We start from the raw sequence: 16,061 nt of genomic DNA on the forward strand, positions 1-16,061 counted from the left end.
GCCGACTCCTCTACACTCCGGACCGGTGAAGGACGTCCGCACGCTCCCCAAGGCCCATCTCCACACCCATCTCGAGAGCACCGTCCGTCCCGGCACGATCCGCGACCTCGGCGGCGAACCCGCCGTCCAGCAGCGGCCGTTCGGCAGCTTCCGGGAGTTCGGCGACGCCCGGGCCGAGGTCCGGGCACTGCTCCGCGAGCCCTCGCACTTCCGCCGGATCGCCGAGGAGTTCTGCGCGGACGAGGCCGCGCAGGGCGTCGGCCACGTCGAGGTCAGCTTCACCGCCGCCGCGCACGGCGAGCGCCTCGGCGATCCCGAGATGCCGCTGGCCGCGGTGCTCGAAGGGCTGGCGGCCGGGGCGGAGCGGTACGGCATCAGTACCGCGGTGATCCTCGACCACTCCCGCCGCCGCCCGGTGGAACGCCTCCGCAGCAGCCTCCGGCTCGCCCTCCGGCACCGGCCGCAGGTGGTCGCCATCGGGCTGGCCGGCGACGAGGCGTACCCGGCGGAGCCGTTCGCCGAGGTCTGCGCCGAGGCCCAGGAGGCCGGCGTCCACCTCGTCCACCACGCGGGGGAGGCGGCGGGCCCGGAAAGCGTCCGCGAGGTGCTGACCCTCGGCCGCGCCGAGCGGATCGGCCACGGCATCCGGGTTCTGGAGGACCCGGACCTGGTGGCCGAACTCGCCGCCCGGCGCGTCCCGTTGGAGGTCTGCCCGACCTCCAACCTGCTCCTCGGCCTGGTCCCCTCGCTGGCCGAGCACCCGCTCCCGCGCCTCCTCGCGGCCGGCCTGCTGGTCACCCTGAACACGGACGGCGAGACGGCCCTCGCGGACGAGTACCGGCGCGCCCGCGACCACCTCGGCCGCACCGACGCCGACCTGGCCGCCCTCGCCCGCGCCTCGGTAGCGGCCTCCTTCGCCCCCGCCGAGGTCAAGGCCGCCCTGCTGGCCGGGATCGACGACTGGGCGCGCTGAGACGCGGGTCACAGGGCGGCGTGTCACAGGGCGGTGGGCCGTCTCGTCTCAAGGGTGTCGGCAACGGCGACCCAGACCCGCATCCAGACCCAGGAGCACACCATGGAAGCCCGTATCAACGTGATGGCCAGCCCGGTCGCGGCGAAGGCCCTGAAGCACCTGATCGCCGCGGGGCAGGTACTCGCCGAGTCCACCGTCCCCTCCGCGACGCTGGAACTGGTGAAGATCCGCGCCAGCCAGATCAACGGCTGCGCCGGCTGCATCGACATGCACACCAAGGAGGCCGCGGCGGCGGGGGAGACCGCGGTCCGCCTCAACCTGGTCGCCGCCTGGCGGGAGGCCACGGTCTACACCGAGGCCGAGCGCGCCGCGCTGGAGCTCGCCGAGGAGGGCACCCGCATCGCCGACGCGGCCGGCGGCGTCCCGGACGAGGTGTGGGCCAACGCCGCCAAGCACTTCGACGAGGACGAGCTGGCCGCCCTGGTACTGCAGATCGCCGTCATCAACGCCTTCAACCGGGGCAACGTCCTCACCCGCCAGCCGGCCGGCCACTACGAGGTCGGCATGGTGCACTAGGGGGCGTTCCCTGGCCCCTGCCATCCGCCTTCCTTCCGCCTGTCGGGGGTCCGGACCCCACCGGCCGAGCACCCGGGGCAGCGGCCGGGAAACCCTCCCGGTGCCGTTCCGATGACGGTATTCTGAGGCCATGCCTCACATGTCAGGTCTGAACTGGTGGCGCTCCAGGTAGGAGCGGCCACCACTCGGACATGACCAGAAGGGCCGTTCGGACGGACGGCCCTTCTTCGTGTTCCTGGACCCGGGGCGCGTCGTCCGGCGGCTCGCGACATCACACCTACCGCGATTCCGGACCTGGGAGACGCCATGACGCAGGCTGTCGAGACCGCCCCCGCCCCGACCCTCGAGGAGCGGGTGCTCCGCGACCCCGGACGGTTCCGGGTGCTGACCGGGGACCGCCCCACCGGGCCGCTGCATCTGGGCCACTACTTCGGGACGCTGCGGAACCGGGTGCGGCTGCAGAACCTCGGTGTGGAGGTGTTCGTGCTGCTCGCCGACTACCAGGTGCTGACCGACCGGGACGTCGCCGAGAACCTCGGCCGGCACGTCGAGGAACAGGTGCTGGACTACCTCGCCGTCGGCATCGACCCGGCGCGCAGCACCGTCTTCGCGCACAGCGCCGTGCCCGCCCTCAACCAGCTGATGCTGCCCTTCCTCAGCCTGGTCTCGGTCGCCGAGCTGCACCGCAACCCGACCGTCAAGGACGAGATCGCCCACTCCCGGCAGTCCGCCGTCAGCGGGCTGATGCTGACCTATCCGGTGCACCAGGCCGCCGACATCCTCTCCTGCAAGGCGGGCCTGGTACCGGTCGGACAGGACCAGCTGCCGCACCTGGAGCTCACCCGCACCATCGCCCGCCGCTTCAACGAGCGGTACGGGGGCGGTGGCGGGGGCGCCGCCGGCGGTGCCGGTGTAGGTGGCGGTGTCGGTACCGGTGCCGGTGTCTTCCCGGTGCCGGAGGCCCTCCTCTCCAGCGCGCCACTGCTGCTCGGCACGGACGGCGGGAAGATGAGCAAGAGCCGCGGCAACGCGATCGCCCTCGGGGCGAGCCCGGACGAGACGGCCCGGCTGCTCCGAGGTGCCAGGACGGACGCCGACCGGCACATCACCTACGATCCGGCGAACCGCCCCGAGGTCTCCTCGCTGCTCCTGCTTGCCGCCCTCTGCTCCGGCCGGACCCCCGAGGAGATCGCCGCCGAGACCGGCGCCGCGGGCGCGGCCGCGCTGAAGCGGACGGTCACGGAGGCGGTCAACGAGTACCTGGCGCCGATCCGGGCCCGGCGGGCCGAGTACGCCGCGGACCGCGCCCACCTGCGCCGCGTACTGGCGGAGGGCAACGAGCGGGCGCGGGCGGTGGCCGAGACCACCCTCGCCGAGGTGCGCGCGGCCATGGGGAGCGACTACCGCTGACCCGCGCGGCGGGGCGGGGCCCCGCTGACCCCGCCCCGCCGGGTGGCCGCCCTCAGCGGCGACGGCGGACGCCGCTCACTGCTCGCCGCTGGACCGTCGGCCGGGCCACGATTCACTGCTGGGCCGTCGGCCGTACCACGATCTCGTTCACGTCCACCTCGCGCGGCTGCTCGATCGCGAAGCGGATCGCCCGGGCCACCGCCTCCGGCGGGATCGCCTTCCGCTTCATCTCCTCCAGCCGCTCGCGCAGCGCCGGGTCCTTGACGTGGTCCGCGAACTCGGTGGCCACGAAGCCCGGTGACACCATCGACACCCGGATCGACGGGCCGGCCTCCTGCCGCAGCCCCTCGGTGAGGGTCCGCGCGGCCGTCTTCGACGCCGAGTAGACCACCTGCCCGGGGACGGTCCGGTACGCGGCGGTGGAGACGGTGTGGACGAACTGCCCGCCCTCGGGCTGCTCCCGGAACACCGGCAGTGCGGCCGCGATGCCGTACAGCAGGCCCTTCACATGGACGTCGATCATCGCCTCCCAGTCGTCCACCGGCAGGTCGTCCAGCGGCGCCACCCGCCCGATCCCGGCATTGCCGACCAGCACGTCCAGCCGCCCGAACCGCTCCCGGGCCGTCGCCACCAGCGCCGCGAGGTCCTGACGCCGCGTCACATCGCAGACGCTGTAGACCGCCTCGCCGCCCTCCGCGACCAGCTCGCCGACCAGGTCGGCGAGCCGATCCTCACGGCGCCCGGCCAGCACCACCCTGGCCCCGCCCTCGGCGAGGAGGCGCGCGGTGGCGGCACCGATCCCGCTCCCGGCGCCCGTGATCGCGACGACCTTTCCGCGGATCCCGTCGGTGCCGCTGCCCTGCCGCACTGCTGTCATCACCGTCACCCGTCCCTGCTGTCGTCCGCCCGGGCCGGAAGCCGTAGACTTCCTGCAAGCCACTAGGCGGACACGTGTCCGCTAAAACTGCCCCCACCCTAGCGGACATATGTCCGCTTAGTCGACCGCCACCGCCGCCCGCCTTTCCTCCGGAGTCCGCATGGCCACCCAGCCGCGCCGCCGCGCCCCGCGCTCGGACGCGCAGGGCAACCGCGCCCGCATCATCGAGCTCGCGCGCGAGGCCTTCACAGAGAACCCGGGGGCGACCCTCCAGTCCATCGCGAAGTCGGCCGGGGTCGGCCAGGGCACCATGTACCGGCACTTCCCGCACCGCGAGGCGCTGCTGATCGCCGTCTACCGGGAGGACGTCGAGGCCCTGATCGAGGCGGCGCCGCGGCTGCTCAGCGCTCACCGGGACGACCCGGTCGAGGCGCTCCGCCGCTGGCTCGACCTCCTCGCCGCCTACGGCCGCATCAAGCACGGCGCCTCGCTCGCCGTCGAGGCCGCCACCCGGGCCGACCTGGGCAGCCAGTACTACCCGCCGGTCATCGAGGCCCTCGGTTCCCTCCTGGCCGCCGGGCAGCGGGCCGGCCGGCTGCGGCCGGACCTCGACCCGGACGAGGTCCTGCTCCTCGTCTCGTTCCTCTGGCGCGGCGACAACGGCCCCGACTGGCAGCCCCGTACCCGCCACATGCTGGACCTGGTCCTCGACGGACTGCGGGTACGCCCGCCTCAGCCCTCCGGCGCCAGGTAGGCCGGCGGCACCGCCTCGACCAGCCACACCCCGTTGGCCGACACCTCGAATCGGTAGCCGTCCCGGGCCATCCGGGCCGCGTCCACCCGCAGCACCACCGGCCGGCCGCGCCGGGCGCCCACCCGGGCCGCGCTCCCGGCCTCGGCGGAGAGGTGGACGGCGTGCCGCGTCATCGGCCGCAGCCCCTCCCGCAGGATCGCGTCCACCGCCCCGCCGTGCGTCCCGTGGAACAGCAGGTCAGGCGGCACGGCCGGCGCATACCCCAGCTCCACGGCCACGCTGTGCCCTTGGCTGGCCCGGATCCGCGCCGTCGCGCCCGTCCCCTCCACCTCGAACCGCCGCTTGTCGTTGGTCGCGACGATCTCGTCCAACTCCGCCCGCGACAGCGGCCGTCCATCCTCCGCGAGTGCCGCCAGCAGCCGGTCGACCGCCACCCAGCCGGCGGAGTCGAGTTGGATTCCCACCAGCTCGGGCCGATGGCGAAGGACCAGAGCCAGGAACCTGGACGACGGGGCACGGCGGGGCATCCCCGGACGATAACAGCGGGGTGCGGCCGCGGGCCCGCTATTTCAGCCGGGGCAGCACCCGCTCCGCGAACAGCCGCAGGCTGCGCCACCCGTCCTCCACCGGCATCCCGCCCACCAGCGGATGGAGGATCACCGAGCCCAGCGGCCCCTGGGCCTCCGCGTCCGCCACGCACTCGTCCGGCGTGAGGCAGCAGTACACCCCCTCCGCCCGCAGCTCCTCCACCGTGCCGGTCGCATGCGAGGCCACCGCCGAGCTGATCTCGGCCCGCTGCCAGGAGGCGTAGGTCCGGGCCTCGTGGAGGAAGTACTCCCCGTACCGCGCCCACGCCTGCTCCGGATCCTCCGTGCAGTAAACGAACTTGGACCGCTCGGGCGGCAGCAGCGCGAAGCCGCCGTCCCAGCCCGCCTCGGCGCTCAACTTCTGGTACGCGTCGGCCAGTTCGGGCAGATTGTCGGCCGAGAAGAACGGCAGCCGCAGCCGTACGGCCCGCTTCACCGCGGCCATCGACGTCCCGCCGACCAGCAGCGGCGGATGCGGCTCGGTGTACGGCGGCGGAGTGATCCGCACCGTCCGCCCCCGGTACTCGAACGGTGACCCGGTCCAGGCGGCGAGCAGCGTCTCCAGCACCTCGTCCTGGATCCTGCCCCGCCGCCTCCACTCCACCCCGAACGCCTCGTACTCGGCCGGCCGGTACCCGATCCCGGCCACCACCGTCAGCCGCCCGCGCCCGATGTGATCGAGGACGGCGATCTCCTCGGCCAGCCGCAGCGGGTCGTACAACGGCGTGATCAGCGCCGACACCATCACCGCGATCCGCTCGGTCCGCCCGAGCACCGCCCCCGCGGTGGCCAGCGGAGCCGGACTCCACCCGTCCTCCGCGCAGTGATGCTCCTCCAGCGTCACCAGGTCCACCCCGGCCTCTTCGGCGAACGCCGCCATCTCCACCGTCGCCCGATACCGCCCCGAGACATCCCCCCGCCCCAGCCCGGGCGCCACTTGGTTGAACCGCACTACGGTGCTCGCCATACCGGGCCTTCCCATCATCTGACGGTACGTCAGAAACTGGGTGTATCACTCCCCGATCGAGACAGCAAGCGTCGTACTTCCCCCGGGTTTCACCAGTTTGGTCAAGTCGCCACCACCGCAAGGTAGTTGCTGGCAGCATTCATCCTCGTTCCAATCGATCAGCCTCCGGCGGGAGCCGGGAGATCAGCGTCTGGGGGGTACGTGGAGGCGGAGATCCGACTCGTTGATGCGGACGGTTCGAGCAGCTTGGTTGATCTTGGCCGATGGCTGAGTGGTCAGCGCGGTCTAGTTGGCAGGGTTCGACAAGTACGTGGAGCGGTTGGTGAGCAGGAGCTGAGTGGTGGGGCCGTAGAGCTCCTCATGGTGGCTGTGGGGTCCGGCGGTACAATCTCCGTCCTGTCCAACGCGTTGAGCGCCTGGCTGGGAAGCCGGAACGAGACCATTCGCATCGCGAACGGAGATACGACGGCGGAATTTCCCGCAGGCACCGATCCGCAGACGTTGGAGAAATACCTCAACTTGCTCCGGAGTGACGCAGATGGCGGGTGAAGTAATCGACTTCGATCGGTCTCGAGCCATCCTCATCGGCGTCGCTCACTACGACGATAAGAGATTCCGCGAGATTCCAGCCGCCGAAAATAGCGTTGCTCGCATGCATGCAGTGCTGACTGACCCTTCCTTGGGTGGCTGGCCGGAGCCGCGAGTTTCGGTCCATGTGGACCCGCGTGCTACTGGCTCCTTCGCGGCAGATCTGGCCGATCTCGCTGTGACCGCTGAGGAAGCCCTATTTTTCTACTTTGTGGGCCACGGGGCACTTAGTACCATGAACGAGTTATGTTTGGCACTCAGTGACACACGCTGGGATCACGTGGAACCGACGGGCTTGCATTACGCCGCAGTAAAGAGAATCCTCAAGCATAGCGCCGCACGCCTTAAGGCCGTGATTCTTGATTGCTGCTACTCCGGCCAGGCAATAGAGGCGCTTAGTGGAAATGTGATCGATAGCCTTGCGCTATCAGGAAGCACCGTTATCACCGCGGCTGACCAAGCCGCACATGTAGTTCCGCTGGAGCAGCAGGCCACGGCGTGCACGTCGTTCACTCATCATCTGTTGAGCATCCTCGAAGAGGGGCGCTCGCATGGTCCGGATGTGCTCACGTTGCAGGAGGTCTATCCGATCCTGCAGAATCGGCTTCGCGAGCATGATCTGCCAGCCCCGAACCAGCGCACGACTGAGTCCGCTGGACTCTTTCCGCTCGCTCGGAACCGTGCTGTAGCTATAGCGTCGCTGAGGGTGACTGCAACGGCCGCGCAACTTCCAGTCGGCGAGCGATTTGCCTTGGTTATCTGGCGAACTAGCAGTTCCTATCTAGTCGATGCCGACGGCCGACGTTACGACGAAACGGACGACGACGAGGAAGCCCTGCTTGAGGATGACCGCCAGTGGTGGTCCATTGCCCGTTGGCGGACGCCAAATCTCAAAGCTTTGGTTGTAGTCACCGACGGCAGGGTCGGACGCATCCGCGAAGTGCAGGGGGTGGACGAGAAAACCACCGCCGCGGGCAGGAATAGCAAACTCGTGCTGATGGTGAGTCCGCCGCTGGACTCAGACGGCGTGGTGCGGGCTCTGCCGGGGCTACCCTTCGCGCTCGGCGACGCGTACCCGGCCGTCCAGGGAAAACTGCGAGAGTACATCACTTTCTGAGGCCGACCGGATGTGGTAAGCATCAGAGGTACGGGAAAAGACCAAGAGGAAATCAGGAGTTGCTGTGACCGACGCTCTCGACGGGCGCGAGCCAGTGGCCGGCGTGTATGAGCAACTGGTGACCGATGTGCTTGAAGCACAGGTCGGTCCGCTGCGGGAGACCGGCTGGCAGATCGTGGAAGGGGCGGTCGGCCAAGAGTCGGTTCCGCATGTATTGGCTCGACATGTCGGACGGCGTACGGCGCGGGCGCTGGGAGCGCTGCCTGCGGAACGGCGGGTCGAAGTGGCCAACCGTTTGCTGCGGCTGCTCCAGGAAGCGGCAGAAGATGAGAGAGCTGAGCAGATCGTCGAGGGTCCGCGGCAGTTGCTTGCTCTTGCTGAGAAGGAAGCGCCTGGTGTTTATGCGATCCGCCCGGCGACGCCGCTTTCTGAATCGGCGCTCCTCACCAACGCCCCGGAGGACCCGAGCCTGGGGACAGAGTTGCGAGCCGAGCTTGCCACGGCAGACCGGGTTGATCTGATCTGCGCCTTCGTCAAGTGGTACGGCCTGCGCGTGTTGGAGGAGTCTCTGCGCGCAGTGGCGGCTCGCGGAGTACCCATTCGTGTGGTGACCACCACCTATATGGGTGCCACTGAGCGCCGTGCCCTGGACCGGTTGGTCCGTGAGTTTGGCGCAGAGGTGAAGATCAACTATGAGCTTCGCTCTACCCGGCTGCACGCCAAGGCTTGGCTCTTTCGCCGCGGCAGCGGTTTTGACACCGCCTACGTTGGCAGTTCCAACCTATCCCGAGCCGCCCTGCTCGACGGCATGGAGTGGAACGTCCGGCTGTCCTCGGTGAGTACTCCTGACGTCCTCAAGAAATTCGAAGCCACCTTTGACTCGTATTGGAGTGAGTCGTCTTTCGAGACCTATCATCCGGATCATGACGCGGAGAGACTGGACGACGCACTAGCGTCCGCGTCGGGGCGAACGCAGGCCGGTGCCGAGTCGGGGTCGAGAAGCATCAGTCTCTCGGGTCTGGAAGTGCGTCCCTACAAGCATCAAGAGGACATGCTCAGCCAATTGGCCGCAGAGCGGGACATCCACTCGCGGCACCGAAATCTGCTGGTCGCGGCGACCGGCACGGGCAAAACGGTGATGGCAGCACTCGACTACCGTGGGCTGCTCCGCAAGCTCGGCCGAAGGCCGGATCAGCTCTCGCTGCTCTTTGTGGCACACCGTCAGGAAATTCTGCGGCAGTCACTGCGTACCTACCAGGACGTGCTAATCGACGCCAACTTCGGTGAGCTGCTGGTGGATGGTGAGGAACCGAGCAATTGGCGGCACGTCTTCGCCAGTACGAGGTCGCTCAATCCTGCCCGGCTGGAGGCCCTCGCCTCTGACCACTTCGACGTCATCGTCATTGATGAGTTCCATCACAGCGTTGCTCCCACCTACCGTCGGATTATCGACCACTTTCAGCCGATGGAGCTCTTGGGTCTGACTGCGACTCCCGAGCGCGCTGACGGTCGGCACGTTCATCTGGAGTACTTCGACGGCCGAATTGCCGCCGAGATGCGTCTCTGGGAGGCGTTGGAGAACGACCTGCTTAGCCCCTTCCACTACTTCGGGATCGCAGACAACACCGATCTGTCCGCAGTGGCCTGGCGTCAAGGAGCGTACGATGCTGCCGATCTCGACCGGCTATTCACCGGGAACGAGGCTCGCGCCAGGCTAATTGTGAAGGCATTGCACGACAAGGTCAGTCAGCCGCAGCAGATGCGCGCCCTGGGTTTTTGTACCTCGGTCGGCCACGCGCGCTTCATGGCCGCGTACTTTCAGCGAGCGAATATTAACGCGGTCGCATTGGACGGCACCACCCCAAGCAGGGAACGGAAGCAGGCTTTGGAGCAGCTACGAAACGGGGCTCTGCAAGTTCTGTTCTCCGTGGATCTATTCAATGAGGGCCTGGATATTCCGGACGTCGATACCCTGCTGCTGCTCCGGCCCACGCAGAGCGCAACGGTCTTCTTGCAGCAGTTGGGGCGTGGACTTCGTAGGACCGAAAACAAGCCTGTGTTGACCGTCCTTGATTTCGTCGGCCATCATAGGGCGGAGTTTCGCATCGAGGAGCAATTTCGGGCGCTGACCAACCTGACGCGACGTCGACTGGAAGAGCACGTTAAGCTGGATTTCCCACAGTTGCCTTCGGGCTGCCAGATCATTTTGGATCGGAAGTCGAAGGAAGCAGTTCTCGAGAACATTCAGGCGCAACTGAAACTGGGCATCAAGGGCTTGACCGCCGAAGTGCGCGAGTATGCACGACCCGAGATGGCCGACTACCTACTCGAAAGCCGTCGGGAGCCGGCCGATCTCTACCGGGGGAGCAGCAGTTGGACGGTACTGCTGAGGCGGTCAGGGCTACTTGAGGGGCAAGCGCCGGAGGGCGAAGCGGCGCTGCTCAAGCGGATGCCCGCGTTTCTCCATGCTGCGGACCCTTTGAGGGTCTCGGCCTATACCGAGCTGCTGGAGGACGATGCGCGCCCGTACGGCGAGTTGACGGAGAAAGAGCAGGGATTCGCCCGCATGCTCTTCTTCACGCTCTGGCCGACCGGAGGTGGCTTCGCCGACTACCAAGCGGGATTCGAAAGTCTCCGCGAGCAGCGGGCCTTCCGTAGCGAAGCACGGCAACTGCTGGCGTGGAACCTTGACCATACACGGCGTCCCACTTACCCGCTCCTTGGAGCGCACGCCACGGTCCCACTCGCGGTGCACGCAGACTACTCACGTGAGGAGATCTTGCCCGCTCTGGGAGCCTCTCAGCTCGGCGGTTTTCTGCCGGGGACCTTTCGGGAGGGGGCGAAGTGGTGCTCGGCCACCGACACCGATGCGCTACTAGTCACGCTTACCAAGGACGAGAAGGATTTCAGTCCGACCACACGCTACCGCGATTACGCGCTCAGTCCGAAACTGTTCCACTGGGAGTCCCAGAACAGCACATCTCCAAGCTCTGGTGTTGGTTTGCGCTATCAGCACCATAAAGAGCAGGGGACCCATGTCCTGCTCTTTGTGCGGCGGTTCAAGAAAACCGACTCCGGCGGTCCCCAGCCTTGGACGCTTCTCGGGCCGGTGGATTACAAGTCACATGAGGGCAGTAAACCGATGGCTATCGTCTGGCAACTGCACCGGGAACTACCGCCGGACATCGAGCTCCTCTCGGCGGTTGCGGGGGTCGGTTGATCGTCGGCCTAGCGGTTCCCCCGGTTGATGCGGGCCGGTAGGCCGTCTGGGCTGGTGGCGGGGATGAGGGAGCCGTAGCCGGTGGCGGACCAGGGGCTTCGGGCGGGGGGGAGTTCGAAGTACGGGGTGGGGGTGCCGTCGGCGGCCTCGTCGGTGAGGACCTCCGGGGCGCGGTGGCTGCGGAGGGCGTCGGCGCACGGGGGGCAGGTGGCCACGTCGAGGTGGTCGCGTCGGCCCAGGGGGCGCCAGTTGATGAGTTCGGCGGCGCGGCCGTGGAGGGGGTTGAAGAAGCAGAGGGGGAGGGCCTCGTCGGGTTCGATGCCCGGGTCGAGGGCGTCGTGGCCGGTGGTGACGAGGGAGAGGACGCCGGCGAGGTCGGGGAGGCCGTGGGCAGTGTCGAGCACCTTCTCGGCGGCGGCGTAGGAGTCCAGGGCGAGTTGGAGGTGGGGCGTCCGCGCGGGCGCGGCCTGCTGGATGGCCTCGCCGAGGGCGAGCACCTCCGCCTCGGCGTGGCGGCGGAGTTCCGTCGCGTCGGCGTCCCTGGCGGCGGCGAAGACCGCCCGGGGGAAGGTGAACGGCTTGGCGTCCCGGCGGGAGCGGCCGGTGGCCACCCCGCGGCGGGCCCTGGTCTGGATCCGGCGCAGCGTCAGAAGCAGGGCGAGGACCAGCAGTACGGCGACCACGATGCCGCCGGCGACCAGGGAGGAGGTGGAGCCCTTGCGGCCGCCGGCGGAGTGGGAGGAGGCCGAGTCGGAGCTGCCGGAGTCCAGCGAGGCGGTGGCCTGCTGGTACACCTTGGTGCCGTCGCCCTGCTTGATCAGCTGGACGGCCTTGGCCACCCGGTCGGCCAGCCCGGCGTTCTGGTAGGCGGGGAGGAAGCCGACCGCGCTGACCGCGTCCGCCGCCTGATACTGCCCGTACGGCCAGGAATGGCCGTTGAGTTCGTCGTTGCCCAGATCGCCGAGGGTGATCACCACCATCGGCGTGCGGCTCATCCGGTCGTGGACCACCTCGGCGAGGTTGTCGGGGGAGCCGTTGAAGGAGTCGCCCTTCACCAGGGGGAGGAGGACGGCGTAGATAGGGAGATGGGTGGCCCGGATCTGCTGGGCCAACTGCCGCTGCCGCGCGGGCGGCACGGCGCTGGCGAAGGACGGGTCCACGTAGACGGGGTCGCCGCGGAGGGCGTCCGCGATCCGCTGGCCGGGGCTGACGGAGCCTGGAGCGGAGGCGGGGACGGAAGCGGAGGCGGGGCCGGCGGCCGGGGCGTGCGAGGGGGAGGGGGACGCGGCAGCGGCATCGGCGCCGGCAGCGCCGCCCAGCGCGAGCCCCGACCCGAGCCCCAGTGTGAGCGCGAGCCCCGAGAGCAGCCGGACGAGGCGGCGGACACGGTCATTGGACACTGGCCGATTCCCTTGCCTTGGAGATCAGTTGGGGGATTCCGTCCCGGACGGCCCGCAGGATGCCGGGGGGCTCCAGGTAGGGGACGCGCTGGGAGAGCGGGGCGCCGGGCGGGGGCGGCAGCGTGAGTCGGCCCCGGCCGGTCGCTTCGCTGCCGGCGTTCGCGCGGCAGGCGGCGCAGCTCCGCGCGCGCCGGACGCCCTGGGCGGTGGGGCCGTGCAGCGGGTTGACGGTGCAGCAGCGGTCGTACGCGTCGCCGCGCAGCGCGGAGGTGCCGGCCCGGGCCAGGACGATGGCGGCCAGCAGGTCGGCGGGGGCGGCGTCGGGGTCCACCTGGCCGTCGGGGTCGCGGTCGACGAGGAGGAGGGCGGCGTCCAGGCAGTCCCAGGCCCGGTTCCGGTGGGAGGGAGAGGGAGATGTCGCGGAGGCGGACGCGGACGGGGACGGGGACGGAGGAGGGGACGGGGACGGGGACGCGGCGGGCGAACCGGCCGGTCCGGGGGCGTCGGCGGCGGCCAAGTCCTCACCCAGGGCGTCGAGTTCGTGTTGGGCGGTGGTGCGGAGCCAGCGCACGGAGGGCGCGGCGGGAGCCTTGTGGGCGGGCACGGCACCGGCGGCGGCGCCGTCCCCCGCGGCCCCGCCCTCGCCCGGCGCCGGCCGGCCGGCCGGTCTCCGCGCCAGCCGTAGGCCGCCGGCCGCCAGCAGCCGCAGCGCCAGCGCCGCGAGCACGCCCACCACCGCGCCGCCCGGGAACTGGCCGCTCCAGAGGGAGGGCAGCACGTGGTCGTCCAGGGGCGGCGGCGGGGTGTCCAGCCCGCGCTCGACGCCGTCCGTGAGCGGCAGCCGGGACAGGAAGACCGTCAACTGGTCCAGCCGGGGCCCGAGTCGGGAGTCGCCCGCCGAGGCGGCCTCGGCGGGCGGGGCGGTGATGGAGTCCGGCAGATCGAAGAGGATCTGCAGGCCGCTGATCCGCAGCCCGTACGCGTCCGCGGTGATCTCACCGGTCAGCGGGTCGGCCAGGACGTAGACGGCGGGGCGGCCGAGCCTGTGGTGGAGGGCGCTGAGGGTGGCTTCCTCGTCGCCTTCCGACTCGTCGTCCAAGAGCGAGGGGATCAGCGCGAACAGGATCGGGCCCGGCTTGAACGCGCGTGACCGGCGCTCGAGTTCGGCGGTCTGGGCCGCGGTGAGCGTATCCGGCGACTCGGGGTCGGCGTAGACCGGCGACCGGCTCAGGCCGGCGGCGACGCGGTCGAGACGGGCGTCGAGGTCGGCTCGGGTCGGGGTGGGGGCGGCGCTGTCCCGGGTCTGGTCGAAGACCTGCCCGGCGCCGAAGGCCACCGCTCCGGCCAGCACGGTCGCCACCGCGCAGGTGATCGCGAAGCCCCGGCGGCCGGAGCGCGCTGGGCCGGAGCGGGCCGGGCCGGGTCGGCGCGAGCGCCGTACCAGCCCGCTGAACAGGAGCACCGCGACCGGCGTCCCGACCACCAGCAGACCGGTGGTGAACTGCTGGTTGCCGCGGTCCGCCCGGTCGGGATAGGTGTACTGGCCGACCCGCGCGCTGGGGTGCCGCTGCTCCCGCTGGGCCAGGGCGGCGGCCTTGGCCGGGCCCAGGGCGACGGTGTCGGCGAAGACCTGGAACTTGCGCAGCGGCCCGGCGTCGTAGGTGACCGCGTAGGTCACCACTGTCTGGGCGTCGTCCGCGGGCGCGGAGACCCCGAAGGTCTGGGCGTCGTCGAGGGACTGCGGCCCGACGAGGACGTAGAGCCCCGGCCGGCCGAGCCGGTCGTGGACGGCGCTGAGCAGCCCGGTGGGCTGCCCGTCCGGCAGGACCAGTACATACGTCGGAACGCCGGTGCGCTTCGCCGCCGCGGCGAAGCTCGGGGCGAGGGACCGGGGTACGGTGCGCGGCAGCTGGTCGGAGAGGTAGATCGGGTTCCGCCGGAGGAGGGCGGCCAGTCGCTGGGACTGCGGGCCCGCCGCCGCCGAGGGCCCGGCCGCCCGGGCCCCGGGGGCCGCGGCGACCGTGATTCCGAGCACCAGCAGTACCAGCAGCACCAGCGTCAACAGCAGCGCCAGGGCCGCGGCGAGGCGCGTGCCCGCGCCCCCGCCCCCGCCTCCGCCTCCGCCCCTCGTGCGCACAGCCGTCGCAGCCACCCCGTACCGACCCCCGAACTCGGACACCACGCCTTCGCGAGCTGTCACCCTACCGATCCGGAGGCCTCCGGCCCAGCGGCAGCACCCTCAGCCCAGCAGCGGCAGCACCCTCGGCCCAGCAGCGGCCGCGCCGCCCTCAGCGCGGCAGCGGCAGCACCGCGAGCGCCGCCCCGCCGCCGCGCCCCCGGGCGGCACCACGGCCAGGCCGTCGGCCAGCGCCGCACCGCGCAGCATCGCCGGGCCGTCGTGGGGAAGGGGCTCGAGCCGGCCGTCCAGCATCCGCGCCGGGCTCAGCCGGGTGTCGTACGGGTGCCCGGGGAACGCGGTCGCGGCGGGCAGCAGCGCGGGCGGCGCCGGATCGGCGTGCCCGGCAAGGCGGCGAATCACCGGTGCGGCCAGGGTGAGGAGGCCGGCGAGGGCGGCGAGAGGGTTGCCAGGGAGGCCGACCAGCAGCCGCGGCCGGGCGGAGGTGCGGGTGCCCGCCCGCGGCGGCAGCTCCGCCAGCAGCATCGGGTGCCCCGGCCGGACGGCGACGCCGTCCACCAGCAGCCGGGCGCCGAGCTCGGCCAGGACCCCGTGCAGCAGGTCCGCCTGGCCGGCCGAGGTGCTGCCGGTGGTGAGGAAGAGGTCGGGCTCGGCGGCGAGCAGCTCCGCCCGCAGCGGTGCCGGGCTGTCCTCCAGCAGGCGGGCCCCGCCCCCGAGCACCCGGGCGCCGAGCGCGCGGAGGGCGGGCAGCAGGGCGGGGCTGAGGGCGTCCCGCACCCGGCCGGCCTGCGGGATGCCGGACTCCACCAGTTCGTCCCCGGTGACCAGCAGCCGTACCGCCGGCCGGCGGTGGACCCGCAGCCGGTCGTGTCCGGCCGCGGCGGCCAGCCCGAGGGCGGCGGGGGCGAGGGGCGCTCCGGCCGGCAGCAACGGGGCCCCGGTGCGGCACTCCTGGCCGCGCGGGCGGATGTCCTTGCCGGGGGCCAGCGGTTCGCGCGAGCGCAGCAGTCCGTCGGCCTCGGCCTCGAAGCCGTGCTCGACCCGGAGCACGGCCGTGGTGCCGGCCGGTACGGGGGCGCCGGTGGCGATCCGGTGGGCGGTTCCGCCCGGCAGGGGCGCGCCGAGTTCGCCGGCCGGCAGCAGCCCCGGACGGATCCGCCAAGGCCCGGCGCCGGCGACGGCCCAGCCGTCCATCGCCGCGGTGTCGAAGGCGGGCAGGTCGGTCAGCGCGGTCAGGGGCTCGGCGAGGGCGTGGCCGACCGCGTCCGCGAGCGGGCGGAGCACGGCGGGCAGCGGGGCGGCGGCCGCCGCCTCCCGCGCGGTGTGGTGGGCGAGTCCCCAGGAGAGCCGCCGGACCTCCTCCCGGGCCGCCGACGGGCGGAGCGGGGTCCGGCCCGGGGCTCTGGCCGAAGTCGCCGACGCTTGCGCGGTGTTGGGCACGGGGTCCTCCGGTCG

Annotated in this window: 13 protein-coding genes; 7 read left to right on the forward strand and 6 right to left on the reverse strand. The window is 71.0% G+C overall.

Translation table 11 applies throughout. The features are described 5' to 3' along the window. The first annotated feature begins 25 nt into the window (after positions 1–25). The 3 genes from add (at position 26) to trpS (ending at position 2,959) form a co-directional block, all read left to right on the forward strand. Positions 26–973: an adenosine deaminase gene (gene add, locus BS73_RS32295; RefSeq protein WP_037577907.1), complete on the forward strand. Its 948-nt coding sequence runs from the start codon at positions 26–28 to the stop codon at positions 971–973. A 102-nt stretch (positions 974–1,075) separates the two neighbouring features. Beyond that, complete coding sequence (locus BS73_RS32300) at positions 1,076–1,549, forward strand: carboxymuconolactone decarboxylase family protein (RefSeq protein WP_037577908.1); 474 nt, start codon at positions 1,076–1,078, stop codon at positions 1,547–1,549. 306 nt (positions 1,550–1,855) lie between these two features. Beyond that, positions 1,856–2,959, forward strand: coding sequence for a tryptophan--tRNA ligase (trpS, locus tag BS73_RS32305; RefSeq protein WP_084704521.1), 1,104 nt, complete (start codon positions 1,856–1,858; stop codon positions 2,957–2,959). A 112-nt stretch (positions 2,960–3,071) separates the two neighbouring features. Here the strand turns inward: trpS and BS73_RS32310 are convergent, their stop codons facing one another. Then, a complete protein-coding gene (locus BS73_RS32310) occupies positions 3,072–3,836 on the reverse strand; it encodes an SDR family oxidoreductase (RefSeq protein WP_037577910.1) in 765 nt (254 codons plus the stop codon). 160 nt (positions 3,837–3,996) lie between these two features. Here BS73_RS32310 and BS73_RS32315 point away from each other — a divergent pair, with 160 nt between their 5' ends. After that, positions 3,997–4,590 carry a TetR/AcrR family transcriptional regulator gene (locus tag BS73_RS32315; protein ID WP_037577912.1) on the forward strand — a complete coding sequence of 198 codons (594 nt, stop codon included), beginning with the start codon at positions 3,997–3,999 and terminating at the stop codon, positions 4,588–4,590. Here the strand turns inward: BS73_RS32315 and BS73_RS32320 are convergent. Beyond that, positions 4,569–5,117, reverse strand: coding sequence for an RNA 2'-phosphotransferase (locus tag BS73_RS32320; protein ID WP_037577914.1), 549 nt, complete (start codon positions 5,115–5,117; stop codon positions 4,569–4,571). The two genes, BS73_RS32315 and BS73_RS32320, sit on opposite strands and share 22 nt — an antisense overlap. 37 nt (positions 5,118–5,154) lie before the next feature. Further along, complete coding sequence (locus tag BS73_RS32325; RefSeq protein ID WP_037577916.1) at positions 5,155–6,144, reverse strand: LLM class flavin-dependent oxidoreductase; 990 nt, start codon at positions 6,142–6,144, stop codon at positions 5,155–5,157. Positions 6,145–6,345: 201 nt separating this feature from the next. Here BS73_RS32325 and BS73_RS41065 point away from each other — a divergent pair, with 201 nt between their 5' ends. The 3 genes from BS73_RS41065 (at position 6,346) to BS73_RS32340 (ending at position 11,069) form a co-directional block, all read left to right on the forward strand. Continuing rightward, positions 6,346–6,693, forward strand: coding sequence for an effector-associated constant component EACC1 (locus BS73_RS41065; RefSeq protein ID WP_407675107.1), 348 nt, complete (start codon positions 6,346–6,348; stop codon positions 6,691–6,693). Beyond that, the gene (locus BS73_RS36805; RefSeq protein WP_084704522.1) at positions 6,683–7,849 is read left to right on the forward strand and encodes a caspase family protein; all 1,167 of its coding nucleotides are present in this window, start codon (positions 6,683–6,685) and stop codon (positions 7,847–7,849) included. Before BS73_RS41065 ends, BS73_RS36805 begins: the two co-directional genes overlap by 11 nt. A 64-nt stretch (positions 7,850–7,913) precedes the next feature. Next, entirely contained in the window at positions 7,914–11,069 is a 3,156-nt protein-coding gene (locus BS73_RS32340) for a DUF3427 domain-containing protein (RefSeq protein WP_037577920.1), read from the forward strand. Between the two features lie 8 nt (positions 11,070–11,077). On the opposite strand, the gene BS73_RS32345 is transcribed toward BS73_RS32340, so the two are convergent. From BS73_RS32345 to BS73_RS32355, 3 genes are all read right to left on the reverse strand, one after another. After that, a complete protein-coding gene (locus BS73_RS32345) occupies positions 11,078–12,469 on the reverse strand; it encodes a hypothetical protein (RefSeq protein ID WP_037577924.1) in 1,392 nt (463 codons plus the stop codon). After that, positions 12,459–14,606: a hypothetical protein gene (locus BS73_RS32350; RefSeq protein ID WP_051941244.1), complete on the reverse strand. Its 2,148-nt coding sequence runs from the start codon at positions 14,604–14,606 to the stop codon at positions 12,459–12,461. Before BS73_RS32350 ends, BS73_RS32345 begins: the two co-directional genes overlap by 11 nt. 102 nt (positions 14,607–14,708) lie before the next feature. Beyond that, a complete protein-coding gene (locus BS73_RS32355) occupies positions 14,709–16,046 on the reverse strand; it encodes a molybdopterin molybdotransferase MoeA (RefSeq protein ID WP_322987303.1) in 1,338 nt (445 codons plus the stop codon). Positions 16,047–16,061: the final 15 nt, after the last annotated feature.

Source organism: Phaeacidiphilus oryzae TH49 (genome assembly GCF_000744815.1).
Lineage (GTDB): Bacteria > Actinomycetota > Actinomycetes > Streptomycetales > Streptomycetaceae > Phaeacidiphilus > Phaeacidiphilus oryzae.

What these genes read in the sequence shown, in the direction of transcription:
- BS73_RS32300 (WP_037577908.1), top strand. Translation starts at nt 1,076, where the DNA reads ATGGAAGCCCGTATCAACGTGATGGCCAGCCCGGTCGCGGCGAAGGCC.
- trpS (WP_084704521.1), top strand. Translation starts at nt 1,856, where the DNA reads ATGACGCAGGCTGTCGAGACCGCCCCCGCCCCGACCCTCGAGGAGCGG.
- BS73_RS32310 (WP_037577910.1), bottom strand. Translation starts at nt 3,836, where the DNA reads ATGACAGCAGTGCGGCAGGGCAGCGGCACCGACGGGATCCGCGGAAAG.
- BS73_RS32315 (WP_037577912.1), top strand. Translation starts at nt 3,997, where the DNA reads ATGGCCACCCAGCCGCGCCGCCGCGCCCCGCGCTCGGACGCGCAGGGC.
- BS73_RS32320 (WP_037577914.1), bottom strand. Translation starts at nt 5,117, where the DNA reads ATGCCCCGCCGTGCCCCGTCGTCCAGGTTCCTGGCTCTGGTCCTTCGC.
- BS73_RS32325 (WP_037577916.1), bottom strand. Translation starts at nt 6,144, where the DNA reads ATGGCGAGCACCGTAGTGCGGTTCAACCAAGTGGCGCCCGGGCTGGGG.
- BS73_RS36805 (WP_084704522.1), top strand. Translation starts at nt 6,683, where the DNA reads ATGGCGGGTGAAGTAATCGACTTCGATCGGTCTCGAGCCATCCTCATC.